9 protein-coding genes and 3 rRNA genes are annotated in these 13,986 nt (G+C 65.7%); 11 read left to right on the top strand and 1 reads right to left on the bottom strand.

All coding sequences use genetic code 11. The features are described from left to right. The first annotated feature begins 68 nt into the window (after positions 1–68). The 5 genes from OG974_RS23885 to proC all read left to right on the top strand — a co-directional run bounded on the left by OG974_RS23885 (position 69) and on the right by proC (position 3,574). Positions 69–371: a peptidase gene (locus tag OG974_RS23885; protein ID WP_371644411.1), complete on the top strand. Its 303-nt coding sequence runs from the start codon at positions 69–71 to the stop codon at positions 369–371. Positions 372–470: 99 nt separating this feature from the next. Further along, positions 471–1,016, top strand: coding sequence for a hypothetical protein (locus tag OG974_RS23890; RefSeq protein ID WP_371644412.1), 546 nt, complete (start codon positions 471–473; stop codon positions 1,014–1,016). 56 nt (positions 1,017–1,072) lie between these two features. After that, on the top strand, positions 1,073–1,921 hold the full coding sequence (locus OG974_RS23895; RefSeq protein WP_371644414.1) for an ABC transporter ATP-binding protein: 849 nt from the start codon (positions 1,073–1,075) through the stop codon (positions 1,919–1,921). Continuing rightward, positions 1,918–2,673, top strand: a complete 756-nt coding sequence (locus OG974_RS23900; RefSeq protein WP_328763339.1) for an ABC transporter permease — start codon at positions 1,918–1,920, stop codon at positions 2,671–2,673. Before OG974_RS23895 ends, OG974_RS23900 begins: the two co-directional genes overlap by 4 nt. Positions 2,674–2,764: 91 nt before the next feature. Then, on the top strand, positions 2,765–3,574 hold the full coding sequence (gene proC, locus OG974_RS23905) for a pyrroline-5-carboxylate reductase (RefSeq protein ID WP_327284722.1): 810 nt from the start codon (positions 2,765–2,767) through the stop codon (positions 3,572–3,574). Between the two features lie 126 nt (positions 3,575–3,700). Here the strand turns inward: proC and trpS are convergent, their stop codons facing one another. Further along, entirely contained in the window at positions 3,701–4,702 is a 1,002-nt protein-coding gene (gene trpS, locus OG974_RS23910) for a tryptophan--tRNA ligase (protein WP_328763340.1), read from the bottom strand. 856 nt (positions 4,703–5,558) lie between these two features. On the opposite strand from trpS, the gene OG974_RS23915 reads away from it, so the two are divergent. The 6 genes from OG974_RS23915 to OG974_RS23940 all read left to right on the top strand — a co-directional run bounded on the left by OG974_RS23915 (position 5,559) and on the right by OG974_RS23940 (position 13,913). After that, a 16S ribosomal RNA gene (locus OG974_RS23915) occupies positions 5,559–7,083 on the top strand. Between the two features lie 282 nt (positions 7,084–7,365). Further along, a 23S ribosomal RNA gene (locus OG974_RS23920) occupies positions 7,366–10,488 on the top strand. Positions 10,489–10,565: 77 nt separating this feature from the next. Next, positions 10,566–10,682: ribosomal RNA gene (rrf, locus tag OG974_RS23925) — 5S ribosomal RNA — on the top strand. Together the 16S, 23S and 5S rRNA genes form the textbook arrangement of a ribosomal RNA operon. 196 nt (positions 10,683–10,878) lie before the next feature. Beyond that, positions 10,879–11,532, top strand: coding sequence for an HAD family hydrolase (locus tag OG974_RS23930; RefSeq protein ID WP_371644416.1), 654 nt, complete (start codon positions 10,879–10,881; stop codon positions 11,530–11,532). Positions 11,533–11,575: 43 nt separating this feature from the next. After that, positions 11,576–12,793, top strand: coding sequence for an MFS transporter (locus OG974_RS23935; RefSeq protein ID WP_371644418.1), 1,218 nt, complete (start codon positions 11,576–11,578; stop codon positions 12,791–12,793). After that, on the top strand, positions 12,744–13,913 hold the full coding sequence (locus OG974_RS23940; protein ID WP_327284727.1) for an acetoin utilization protein AcuC: 1,170 nt from the start codon (positions 12,744–12,746) through the stop codon (positions 13,911–13,913). Before OG974_RS23935 ends, OG974_RS23940 begins: the two co-directional genes overlap by 50 nt. The last annotated feature ends 73 nt before the right edge of the window (positions 13,914–13,986 follow it).

The following is a 13,986-nucleotide window of genomic DNA, read 5'->3' on the forward strand; positions in this document are numbered from 1 at the left end:
CGAATCTCCAAAGGTCCTGCTACCCTGCGCGAGTTGCGCACGGCAACATCCACGGGGGGAGATTTCGCATGTCGGTGGAGAACGATTCCAGCCAAGTCCAGAGCGTTGCCTCGGGCTCCGGATTCCCGACGTTCCCGGTCGCGCCGGGCTACCGGGTGAACGTCCGCAGCGGCCCCGGCACCAACTACGCGATCGTGAGCGTCCTGCCGTACGGCGCTTCCGTCGGGATCCGCTGCCAGTCGGAGGGCACCAACGTCTCGGGCCCGTACGGCACGACCGATCTCTGGGACTGCATCGGCAACGGCGAGTTCGTGTCCGACGCGTACGTGAACACCGGCAGCGACGGCTACGTCACCTCCCGCTGCGGCTGACACCGCCCGCGGCGGCCGCGCCCCGGCCGCGCGCAGGGCCCCCGTCTGACACGTGAGACGACCCCGGCGCGGCAGGCCCGGCGGGGGATAATCGCCGGTGTGAGCGACGACGACCAGCGAGACCAGACCCCCGCCGAGCCGGCCCAGCCGGCCGCGCGGGTTCCTGCGGCGGCCGCGGGGCCCCAGCCCGAGCCGATCCGGTTCTTCGGCACCACCTGGGTGGACCACGACGGCGGCTACGCCCTGCGCCGCGTCGCCATGGCCGCCGGCTCGCTCATCACCGCGGTGGCCGCGGCCGTACTGCTCCGCCTCTCCTACGAGGGCCTGGAGATCGGCGACGTCGGCCCGTTCCTCAGCATCTCCGTCGTCGTCCTCTTCGCGATCGCCAGTTCCATCGCCTTCGTGAAGACCTGGGACTCCTACAAGCGCCGGCCGGCCCCCTCCTCCGACGAGGCCGCCCTCAAGGGCCTGAAGACGATCGGTTTCATCGGCTCCCTCATCGCGTACTTCCTGCGCTGCTTCGCCGAAGCCCCCGGTGAACGGCTCCGCCGCGCCGAGTACGAGCGCGCCACCGCCGAATTCGCCCGCCGCCGCAGCACCCGTACGGGCAATCCGGCCGCGCGCCGCCCCAAGCGGAAGAAGTAGGCCTCATCCCTCCCGGTGATTGACGCCCCGGCACCGCCAGGAGCATTATTCATCACATGATGAATAATCGAGAGCGGGGAGCCGTCACGGCCCCGGCGGAGGCCACCGCCGCCGCCGTCCACGCCTGCGGCCTCACCGTCCGCCGCGGCACCGGCTGCACCCCCCGCACCGTCATCGACGGCATCGCCTTCGACGTCCCCCGCGGCCGCATCACCGGCCTCCTCGGCCCCTCCGGCTGCGGCAAATCCACCCTCATGCGCGCCGTCGCCGGCACCCAGGCACACGTCACCGGCACCCTCGACGTCCTCGGCCGCCCCGCCGGCCACCCCGAGCTCCGCTCCCGCATCGGCTACGTCACCCAGGCCCCCTCCGTCTACGACGACCTCACCGTCCGGCAGAACCTCGACTACTTCGCCGCCGTCCTCGACCCTGGCCGCGCCGCCGCCGACCGCCGCCGCGACACCGTCACCCGCGCCATCGCCGACGTCGACCTCACCACCCACGCCACCGCACTCGCCGGGAACCTCTCCGGCGGCCAGCGCAGCCGCGTCTCCCTCGCCGTCGCACTCCTCGGCGCCCCCGAACTCCTCGTCCTCGACGAACCCACCGTCGGCCTCGACCCCGTCCTGCGCCGCGACCTGTGGAACCTCTTCCACGACATCGCCACCACCCGCGGCGCCACGATCCTCGTCTCCTCCCACGTCATGGACGAGGCCGAGCGCTGCCACGACCTGCTCCTCATGCGCGAGGGCCGCATCCTCGCCCAGGACACCCCCGACGCACTGCGCACCCGTACGCACTCCGCCACCGTCGAAGAGGGCTTCCTCCGCCTCGTCGACGAGGCCAACGCCACCGCCGCACCCGCCGCGGCACCCGCCGCCGCAGTCCAGGAGCAGAGCCGATGACCGCCACCTCCGCCATCAGCGGCGCCCGCACCGCCGCCACCGCGGCCCGCGTCCTGCGCCAGCTGCGCCACGACCCGCGCTCCATCGCGCTGATGCTGCTGGTCCCCGTACTGATGCTGACGCTGCTGCGCTTCGTCTTCGACGGGAGCCCGCGCACCTTCGACAGCATCGGCGCGTCCCTCCTCGGGATCTTCCCCCTCATCACCATGTTCCTGGTGACCTCGATCGCCACCCTGCGCGAACGCACCTCCGGCACCCTCGAACGCCTCCTCGCCATGCCGCTCGGCAAGGGCGACCTCATCGGCGGCTACGCCCTCGCCTTCGGAGCCGTCGCCGTCGTCCAGTCCCTCCTCGCCACCGGCCTCGCCCTGTGGCTCCTCGGCCTCGACGTCGTCGGATCGCCCTGGCTGCTCCTGCTCGTCGCCCTCCTCGACGCCCTGCTCGGCACCGCCCTCGGCCTGTTCGTCTCGGCCTTCGCCGCCAGCGAGTTCCAGGCCGTCCAGTTCATGCCGGCCGTGATCTTCCCCCAGCTGCTGCTCTGCGGGCTCTTCGCCGCACGCGACACCATGCAGCCCGTCCTCGAAGGCATCTCGAACGCGCTGCCCATGTCCTACGCCGTCGACGGCATGACCCAGGTCCTCACCCACACCGACATGACCGCCGACTTCGTCCGCGACGCCGTGATCGTCGCCGCCTGCGCGCTGCTCGTCCTCGCCCTCGGCGCGGCCACCCTCCGCCGCCGCACCCCCTGACCACGGAGCGGACATCCCCTCGTCATGGCGCGCCCGGGTGCAAGGATGAGGACGTACGTCCTGAAGGTTCGTTCGGCGAGGTGAATCGGGCATGACCCAGACAGTCGCAGTCCTCGGTACCGGCAAGATCGGCGAGGCCCTGCTCAGCGGGATGATCCGCGGCGGCTGGCCCGCCTCCAAACTCCTCGTCACCGCCCGCCGCCCGGAACGCGCCGAGGAGCTCCGCTCCCGCTACGGCGTCGAGGCCGTCAGCAACGCCGAGGCCGCCAAGCGCGCCGACACCCTCATCCTCACCGTCAAGCCGCAGGACATGGGCAAGCTCCTGGAGGAGCTCGCCCCGCACGTCCCCGCCGACCGCCTGGTCATCAGCGGCGCCGCCGGCATCCCCACCTCCTTCTTCGAGGAGCGGCTCGCCTCCGGCACCCCCGTCGTCCGCGTCATGACGAACACCCCCGCCCTCGTCGACGAGGCCATGTCCGTCATCTCGGCCGGCAGCCACGCCACCGCGGGGCACCTCGCCCACACCGAGGAGATCTTCGGCGGCGTCGGCAAGACCCTGCGCGTCCCCGAGTCCCAGCAGGACGCCGCCACCGCCCTCTCCGGCTCCGGGCCCGCGTACTTCTACTTCCTGGTCGAGGCGATGACGGACGCCGGCATCCTCCTCGGCCTGCCCCGCGCCCAGGCCCACGACCTCATCGTCCAGGCCGCCATCGGCGCCGCCGTGATGCTCCGCGACAGCGGCGAGCACCCGGTCAAGCTCCGCGAGGCCGTCACCTCCCCGGCCGGCACCACCATCAACGCGATCGTCGAACTCGAACGGCACGGCGTACGGGCCGCCCTGATCGCAGCCCTCGAAGCAGCCCGCGACCGCAGCCGCGAACTCGCCTCCGGCAACAGCTGACACGGCCCCGGCCACGGCCCGTACGGAGGTACGAGCCGCGGCCGGGGCCGGGCCGGGCAGCCGGCCGGGCCCAGGACTGGGCCGGGTACCGGGCCCGGGACTCGGGCCCGGAATCCCGGGCGGGGCTCAGGGCTCCAGCAGCCCGATCGCCCGGTACGCCCGGTCCACGTGGGGCCGCGCCAGCGCCCGCGCCCGCCCGGCCCCCTCCCGCAGCACCTTCTCCACCGCCGCCGGATCGGCCGCCAGCTCGGCATGCCGCTCCCGCACCGGCCGCAGCACCTCCACCACCGCATCGGCGACGTCCCGCTTCAGTGCCCCGTACCCGCTGTACTCGTCCGCGAGCGCGCCCGGCTCCCCGCCGGTGCACGCGGCCAGCACGTCCAGCAGGTTCGCCACTCCCGGCCGTGCCTCCCGGTCGTAGACGACCCCGCCGTCCCCGCTGTCGGTCACGGCCCGCATGACCTTCTTCCGGATCACCTCGGGCTCGTCCAGCATGAACACCACCCCGGGCCCCGCCCCGCCGGACTTCCCCATCTTCGACGTCGGGTCCTGAAGGTCCATCACCCGCGCGGCCACCTTCGGGAGCGTCACCTTCGGCACGGTGAAGGTGTGCCCGTACCGCTGGTTGAACCGCACCGCCAGATCCCGGGCCAGCTCCACGTGCTGCCGCTGGTCCTCACCCACCGGGACCTCCGCGGTCCCGTACGCCAGGATGTCGGCGGCCATGAGCACCGGATACGTCAGCAGCGAAAGCCGCACACCCTCCCCGGTCGTCTGCGCCCGCGCGGACTTCTCCTTGTACTGGATCATCCGCCGCAGCTCACCGTCGGTGGCGGTGCATTCCAGTACGTACGACAGCCGGGTGTGTTCGTCGACGTGGCTCTGCATGAACAGGGTGCATTTCTCCGGGTCGAGCCCGGAGGCGAGGAACAGCGTCGCCACCTGCCTGCTCAGCCGGCGCACCCGCGCCGGATCGTGCTCGACGGTCAGGGCATGGAGGTCGACGACGCAGAACAGTGCCTCGTCCGGCTCCTGGTCGGCGGCGACCCACTGCCGGATGGCCCCCAGGTAGTTCCCCAGCGTCAGATGCCCGGTCGGCTTGATCCCGCTGAAGATCCTCGTCGTCATGTCCTGTCTCCCTGTCCGTGGCTGGTGTCGGGACCGCCGCTGCGGGCGGCCGAGCCACTCCCGGGAGGGGAGAAACAAGAACGGCCGCCGTAGCGGCGGCCGTGAGCGCATGCGTGCTCGCGTGAAGGTCGGCCGCCGTCAGGCGGCCCACCAGCAAAGGCTGAGCATGAGCGCATGCGTAGTCATGGGCCTCAGGCTAGCCCTTCATGGCGGTGCCTGTCCTGGAGTTGACACACGAGTCCGAGATCCGTAAGGTTCTTCGAGTTGTCCGACGTGAGCGCCGACTCCGGTCGGTCCCCGGACAGCCATCCCGCACCAACACATTCGAACGAACGACGCACTGTGTCGTCTCGTTTTCATGCGTATTTGCGAATGAGGAATCCGTGTCCAAGGACGCGGCCCCCGATTAGGTTCGGGGGCAAGGAATCCGCTACTGTCTCACTCGCCGCAAGGGCCCAACAGCCCAAGCAGCACAACCCGCTGACTGGGAGTCAGGCCCGAAAGGATCTGATAGAGTCGGAATCGCCGGAAAGGGAAAACGCGAAAGCGAAGGACCTGGAAAGCGAGCAGGACTGACTCTGATAGAGTCGGAAACGCAAGAACGAAGAACGAAAGCCCGGAGGAAAGCCCGAGAGGGTGAGTACAAAGGAAGCGTCCGTTCCTTGAGAACTCAACAGCGTGCCAAAAATCAACGCCAGAAGTTGATACCCCGTCCATTTCGGTGGATGAGGTTCCTTTGAAAAAGTCCTGTCTTTCGGGGCAGGCAACAACACAGCGAGGACGCAGTGGACGGTCGGTCTTATTCCGACATGATCGTCCCGCTCTAAGTGCGTGTGCACCCGATTACGGGTAAACATTCATGGAGAGTTTGATCCTGGCTCAGGACGAACGCTGGCGGCGTGCTTAACACATGCAAGTCGAACGATGAAGCCCTTCGGGGTGGATTAGTGGCGAACGGGTGAGTAACACGTGGGCAATCTGCCCTTCACTCTGGGACAAGCCCTGGAAACGGGGTCTAATACCGGATAATACTCCTGCCTGCATGGGTGGGGGTTAAAAGCTCCGGCGGTGAAGGATGAGCCCGCGGCCTATCAGCTTGTTGGTGGGGTAATGGCCCACCAAGGCGACGACGGGTAGCCGGCCTGAGAGGGCGACCGGCCACACTGGGACTGAGACACGGCCCAGACTCCTACGGGAGGCAGCAGTGGGGAATATTGCACAATGGGCGAAAGCCTGATGCAGCGACGCCGCGTGAGGGATGACGGCCTTCGGGTTGTAAACCTCTTTCAGCAGGGAAGAAGCGAAAGTGACGGTACCTGCAGAAGAAGCGCCGGCTAACTACGTGCCAGCAGCCGCGGTAATACGTAGGGCGCAAGCGTTGTCCGGAATTATTGGGCGTAAAGAGCTCGTAGGCGGCTTGTCACGTCGGATGTGAAAGCCCGAGGCTTAACCTCGGGTCTGCATTCGATACGGGCTAGCTAGAGTGTGGTAGGGGAGATCGGAATTCCTGGTGTAGCGGTGAAATGCGCAGATATCAGGAGGAACACCGGTGGCGAAGGCGGATCTCTGGGCCATTACTGACGCTGAGGAGCGAAAGCGTGGGGAGCGAACAGGATTAGATACCCTGGTAGTCCACGCCGTAAACGTTGGGAACTAGGTGTTGGCGACATTCCACGTCGTCGGTGCCGCAGCTAACGCATTAAGTTCCCCGCCTGGGGAGTACGGCCGCAAGGCTAAAACTCAAAGGAATTGACGGGGGCCCGCACAAGCAGCGGAGCATGTGGCTTAATTCGACGCAACGCGAAGAACCTTACCAAGGCTTGACATATACCGGAAAGCATTAGAGATAGTGCCCCCCTTGTGGTCGGTATACAGGTGGTGCATGGCTGTCGTCAGCTCGTGTCGTGAGATGTTGGGTTAAGTCCCGCAACGAGCGCAACCCTTGTCCTGTGTTGCCAGCATGCCCTTCGGGGTGATGGGGACTCACAGGAGACCGCCGGGGTCAACTCGGAGGAAGGTGGGGACGACGTCAAGTCATCATGCCCCTTATGTCTTGGGCTGCACACGTGCTACAATGGCCGGTACAATGAGCTGCGATACCGTGAGGTGGAGCGAATCTCAAAAAGCCGGTCTCAGTTCGGATTGGGGTCTGCAACTCGACCCCATGAAGTCGGAGTTGCTAGTAATCGCAGATCAGCATTGCTGCGGTGAATACGTTCCCGGGCCTTGTACACACCGCCCGTCACGTCACGAAAGTCGGTAACACCCGAAGCCGGTGGCCCAACCCGTAAGGGAGGGAGCTGTCGAAGGTGGGACTGGCGATTGGGACGAAGTCGTAACAAGGTAGCCGTACCGGAAGGTGCGGCTGGATCACCTCCTTTCTAAGGAGCACAGTACCGATTGCAGACAAATGTTCTGCACGGTCAGCTCATGGGTGGAACGTTGATTAGTTGGCATCTTCGGTCTGATGGTTCTCAAGTACTGCTTCGGCGTGGAAAGAGAAGACGGATGAACGGAGATGCTTGGCACGTTGTTGGGTCCTGAAGGTACGGCCGTAAGGTCATGTCTTCAGTGCCGGCCCCAGTGAACTCGCCAGCTTGTCTGGTGGGGTGATGGGTGGCTGGTCGTTGTTTGAGAACTACACAGTGGACGCGAGCATCTGTGGCCAAGTTTTTAAGGGCGCACGGTGGATGCCTTGGCACCAGGAACCGATGAAGGACGTGAGAGGCCGCGATAGGCCCCGGGGAGCTGCCAACTGAGCTTTGATCCGGGGGTGTCCGAATGGGGAAACCCGGCAGTCGTCATGGGCTGTCACCCACTGCTGAACACATAGGCAGTGTGGAGGGAACGAGGGGAAGTGAAACATCTCAGTACCCTCAGGAAGAGAAAACAACCGTGATTCCGGGAGTAGTGGCGAGCGAAACCGGATGAGGCCAAACCGTATGCGTGTGATACCCGGCAGGGGTTGCGCATGCGGGGTTGTGGGAATTCTTTTGATCGGTCTGCCGGCCGGTCGGCGAGTCAGAAACCGTTGATGTAGTCGAAGGACATGCGAAAGGTCCGGCGTAGAGGGTAAGACCCCCGTAGACGAAACATCAGCGGCTTGCTTAAGAATCTCCCAAGTAGCACGGGGCCCGAGAAATCCCGTGTGAATCTGGCGGGACCACCCGCTAAGCCTAAATATTCCCTGGTGACCGATAGCGGATAGTACCGTGAGGGAATGGTGAAAAGTACCGCGGGAGCGGAGTGAAATAGTACCTGAAACCGTGTGCCTACAAGCCGTGGGAGCGTCGCTGTATGTGCTTGCACATACAGTCGTGACTGCGTGCCTTTTGAAGAATGAGCCTGCGAGTTAGCGGTGTGTAGCGAGGTTAACCCGTGTGGGGAAGCCGTAGCGAAAGCGAGTCCGAATAGGGCGATTGAGTTGCACGCTCTAGACCCGAAGCGGAGTGATCTAGCCATGGGCAGGTTGAAGCGGAGGTAAGACTTCGTGGAGGACCGAACCCACCAGGGTTGAAAACCTGGGGGATGACCTGTGGTTAGGGGTGAAAGGCCAATCAAACTCCGTGATAGCTGGTTCTCCCCGAAATGCATTTAGGTGCAGCGTCGTGTGTTTCTTGCCGGAGGTAGAGCACTGGATAGGCGATGGGCCCTACCGGGTTACTGACCTTAGCCAAACTCCGAATGCCGGTAAGTGAGAGCACGGCAGTGAGACTGTGGGGGATAAGCTCCATGGTCGAGAGGGAAACAGCCCAGAGCATCGACTAAGGCCCCTAAGCGTACGCTAAGTGGGAAAGGATGTGGAGTCGCAGAGACAACCAGGAGGTTGGCTTAGAAGCAGCCACCCTTGAAAGAGTGCGTAATAGCTCACTGGTCAAGTGATTCCGCGCCGACAATGTAGCGGGGCTCAAGCGTACCGCCGAAGTCGTGTCATTGCAGCAATAGGGCCAACGCCCGCTGTGATGGGTAGGGGAGCGTCGTGTGCCGGGTGAAGCAGCAGCGGAAGCTAGTTGTGGACGGTTCACGAGTGAGAATGCAGGCATGAGTAGCGATACACACGTGAGAAACGTGTGCGCCGATTGACTAAGGGTTCCTGGGTCAAGCTGATCTGCCCAGGGTAAGTCGGGACCTAAGGCGAGGCCGACAGGCGTAGTCGATGGACAACCGGTTGATATTCCGGTACCCGCTTTGAAACGCCCAATATCGAATCAGGCGATGCTAAGTCCGTGAAGCCGTTCCGGACCCTTCGGGGAAAGGAAAGTGGTGGAGCCGACGAACCAGACTTGTAGTAGGTAAGCGATGGGGTGACGCAGGAAGGTAGTCCAGCCCGGGCGGTGGTTGTCCCGGGGTAAGGGTGTAGGCCGAGGGGTAGGCAAATCCGTCCCTCATTAAGGCTGAGACCTGATGCCGAGCCGATTGTGGTGAAGTGGATGATCCTATGCTGTCGAGAAAAGCCTCTAGCGAGTTTCATGGCGGCCCGTACCCTAAACCGACTCAGGTGGTCAGGTAGAGAATACCGAGGCGTTCGGGTGAACTATGGTTAAGGAACTCGGCAAAATGCCCCCGTAACTTCGGGAGAAGGGGGGCCATCACTGGTGATCGGACTTGCTCCGTGAGCTGGGGGTGGCCGCAGAGACCAGCGAGAAGCGACTGTTTACTAAAAACACAGGTCCGTGCGAAGCCGTAAGGCGATGTATACGGACTGACGCCTGCCCGGTGCTGGAACGTTAAGGGGACCGGTTAGTGCACTTTCGGGTGTGCGAAGCTGAGAACTTAAGCGCCAGTAAACGGCGGTGGTAACTATAACCATCCTAAGGTAGCGAAATTCCTTGTCGGGTAAGTTCCGACCTGCACGAATGGCGTAACGACTTCTCGACTGTCTCAACCATAGGCCCGGTGAAATTGCACTACGAGTAAAGATGCTCGTTTCGCGCAGCAGGACGGAAAGACCCCGGGACCTTTACTACAGTTTGATATTGGTGTTCGGTTCGGCTTGTGTAGGATAGGTGGGAGACTTTGAAGCAGCCACGCCAGTGGTTGTGGAGTCGCCGTTGAAATACCACTCTGGTCGTGCTGGATGTCTAACCTCGGTCCGTGATCCGGATCAGGGACAGTGTCTGATGGGTAGTTTAACTGGGGCGGTTGCCTCCCAAAGGGTAACGGAGGCGCCCAAAGGTTCCCTCAGCCTGGTTGGCAATCAGGTGTTGAGTGTAAGTGCACAAGGGAGCTTGACTGTGAGACCGACGGGTCGAGCAGGGACGAAAGTCGGGACTAGTGATCCGGCGGTGGCTTGTGGAAGCGCCGTCGCTCAACGGATAAAAGGTACCCCGGGGATAACAGGCTGATCTTCCCCAAGAGTCCATATCGACGGGATGGTTTGGCACCTCGATGTCGGCTCGTCGCATCCTGGGGCTGGAGTCGGTCCCAAGGGTTGGGCTGTTCGCCCATTAAAGCGGTACGCGAGCTGGGTTTAGAACGTCGTGAGACAGTTCGGTCCCTATCCGCTGTGCGCGTAGGAATATTGAGAAGGGCTGTCCCTAGTACGAGAGGACCGGGACGGACGAACCTCTGGTGTGCCAGTTGTCCTGCCAAGGGCATGGCTGGTTGGCTACGTTCGGGAGGGATAACCGCTGAAAGCATCTAAGCGGGAAGCCTGCTTCAAGATGAGTATTCCCACCTCCTTGAGAGGGTAAGGCTCCCAGTAGACGACTGGGTTGATAGGCCAGATGTGGAAGCCCGGTAACGGGTGGAGCTGACTGGTACTAATAGGCCGAGGGCTTGTCCTCAGTTGCTCGCGTCCACTGTGTTAGTTCTGAAATAACGAACAGCTGTGATTTTAGCCAGCGTTCAAATTTCATAGTGTTTCGGTGGTCATAGCGTTAGGGAAACGCCCGGTTACATTCCGAACCCGGAAGCTAAGCCTTTCAGCGCCGATGGTACTGCAGGGGGGACCCTGTGGGAGAGTAGGACGCCGCCGAACAATCATTGTGGGAAAGCCCCGCACCTTCTGGTGCGGGGCTTTTCTGCGTTTCAGGGACACTCGCCCCGCGCAGTGCGTCGCAGTCCCGGCTTCACCAGTCGGCGGGGTAGCCCTTGACCACGAGGTCGGGGTCCTCCTGGGGGGTGCCGCGGCCAGCGTATCCACGTCGGGGGGACGGAGCCTTTAGGTTTGGGGCATGGGCTATGACCTCGTCATCTTCGACAACGACGGCGTGCTGGTGGACAGCGAGCCGGTCGCCAACGGCATTCTGGCCGGGTACCTGACCGAGCTGGGGCATCCCACCTCGTACGAGGACTCGCTCCGCGACTACATGGGAGCCGCCGTGCACCGGGTGCACGATCACGTCTTCGAGCGGACCGGGGAGCGGCTTCCCGCCGAGTTCGATGACGTTCTGCACGCGCGGACCTTCGCCGCGTTCGAGCGGGAGCTGACGCCCGTCGCCGGTGTCGTGGACGTCCTCGACGCCCTCACCGCGCACGGGATGCCGTACTGCCTGGCCTCATCCGGGAGCCACGAACGGATCCGTGTCGGACACCGGGCGGCCGGGCTCGGCGCATGGTTCGAGGAGGAGTGGATCTTCAGTTCCCAGGACGTGGGGAAGGGGAAGCCCGCTCCCGATCTGTTCCTGCACGCGGCCCGGGCCATGGGCGTCGATCCCTCGCGGTGCGTGGTGATCGAGGACAGCCCGCTCGGGGTGCGGGCCGCCGTCGCCGCCGGGATGGACGTGTACGGGTTCACCGGGATGATGTCCGCCGAGCGGCTGGCCGGGGCCACCGGGTTCTTCGGGCACATGAAGGAGCTGACGGGGCTTCTGGAACTCCCCGTGTGATCTCTCTACCCACGGGTAGCCCGCAGGCCTACGCTGTGCCGCCATGACAGAAGACGTACGGCTGCGCCGGGGCAGGGGCTCCCTGGGGTTCAGCTTCTTCGTGCAGGGCGTGACCTTCGCCCTCCTCGTGACGCGGATCCCCGCCATCCAGGACCGGTACGGGATATCCGACGGGCTGCTGCCCGCCTTCCTCGCGGCCGTGCCGATCCTCGCCGGGGTGTCCAGCGTCGCCACCGAGCACCTGGTGAAGCGGGTTGGGCCCGCCACCGTACTGCGGTGGGCGCAGCCGCTGGTCCTGCTCGCCCTGCTGGGCGTCGGGGCCGGCAGCCGGATGTGGCACGCGGCGCTGGCCCTGGGGGCGTTCGGGCTGTCCGTCGGTGCGCTCGACGCGTCGATGAACATGCTGGGCGTCAGCCTCCAGCGGGCGTACGGGCGCAGCATCATGCTCGGCTTCCATGCCGCGTACAGCCTGGGCGGGATCGTCGGGGCGTCCGCCGCGTGGGCGGGGGCGCACTGGCACCTGTCGCTGCTCACCTCGTACCTGCCGGCGGTGGTCGTGCTGTTGCCGCTCGCGTTGTACGGGAGCCGGTCCTACGTCGGGCGGCCCGGCGTGGGGGACGAGGCGGCCGAGAAGGGGCTGGGGGCCGGCGGGTTCAAGCTGCTGCTGCCGCTGTGCCTGGTGATGGCGTGTGCGTACATCGGGGATTCGACCGTCTCGAACTGGAGCGCCAAGTACCTGCAGGACGTGCTGGGGAGCTCGGAGCAGCTGGCGACGGTTCCGTACAACGTGTACATGGTGACGACGCTGGTCGGGCGGGCCGTCGGGGACCTGGGCGTGCGGCGTTTCGGGGCGGTGTCCGTCGTGCGGATCGGGACGCTGGTCGCGGCCGGCGGGTTCGCGGTGGTGGCGGCGGCTCCCGGCGCATGGGCGGGGATGTTCGGTTTCACGCTGCTGGGGATCGGGTTGTGCGTGATCGTGCCGCAGACCTTTGCGGCGGCGGGGCGTCTTTTCCCCGGATCCTCCGATACGGCCGTCGCGCGGCTGAACATCTTCAACTACGTGGGCTTCTTGGTCGGATCGCCGCTCGTCGGCGGGATCGGGGACGCCTGGAGCTACCGGGGGGCGATGCTCGTGCCGATGGCGCTGGTCCTGGTGACGCTCTTCCACGCCCGTTCGTTCGGCGCGGAGGGCGCCCGATACGGTGTCGGGCATGAGCGGCCGCGGGTTGTTGATGTGGGACGAGGCGGTAACGAGGTATGACTTCGGACCGAGCCATCCGATGGACCCGGTGCGCCTGGCGCTGACCATGGGCCTGGTGCGCGCCTTCGGGCTGGACCGGGAGATGGAGGTACGGGCGGCCCGCGCGGCGGGGGACTCCACGCTGCGGCTGGTCCACCGGGAGGACTACGTGGCCGCGGTGCGCGAGGTGTCCGCGGATCCGGGGGTGGCCGACGGGTCGTACGGGCTGGGGACGATGGACGATCCGGCGTTCCACGGGATGCACGAGGCTTCGGCGCTGATCGCGGGGCAGTCGGTGGCGGCGGCGGAGGCGGTCTGGCGGGGGGAGGCCGAGCACGCGGTGAACTTCGCGGGCGGGCTGCACCATGCGATGCCGGGCGGGGCGGCCGGGTTCTGCGTGTACAACGACGCGGCGCTGGCGATCGCGCGGCTGCTGGAGCTGGGGGCCGAGCGGGTCGCGTACGTGGATGTGGACGTGCACCACGGGGACGGGGTCCAGGCGGCGTTCTGGGACGACCCGCGCGTGCTGACGATCTCCCTGCACGAACATCCGCGGACGCTGTTCCCGCAGACGGGCTGGCCGGAGGAGACGGGCGGGCCGGCCGCGGAGGGTTCGGCGGTGAACGTGGCGCTGCCGGCCGGGACCGCGGACGAGGGATGGCTGCGGGCCTTTCACGCGACGGTGCCGGAGCTGCTGGCCGATTTCCGGCCGCAGGTGCTGGTGACGCAGCACGGGGCGGATACGCATGTCGAGGACCCGCTGGCACACCTCGCGGTGTCGTTGGACGCGCAGCGGGCGGTGCAGGAGGCCTGTCACCGGCTGGCGCACGAGTACGCGGGCGGCCGGTGGGTGGCTCTGGGCGGCGGCGGGTACGCGGTCGTGGACGTCGTACCGCGGTCGTGGACGCACCTGGTGGGGATCGCGGCGCACCGTCCGGTCGATCCGCAGTCGCCGGTGCCGGACGCGTGGCGGGACGAGGTGTACGCGCGGACGCGGCAGCCGGCGCCGGCCCGGATGACGGACGGGCGGACGGTCGCGTGGCGGGACTGGGAGGCGGGCTACGATCCGGCCGACCGGATCGATCAGGCCGTTCTGGCGACCCGGCGGGCGGTGTTCCCGTTGCGTGGCTTGCTCACGTAAAGCCTGGATGCGGAGAAGCATCGTTACGCCAACTGTGGGGCGGTTCGCCGGAATTGATGCTCCGCCAGGTCTG

Origin of the sequence: Streptomyces sp. NBC_00597, from assembly GCF_041431095.1 — a bacterium.
Taxonomy (GTDB): Bacteria; Actinomycetota; Actinomycetes; order Streptomycetales; family Streptomycetaceae; genus Streptomyces.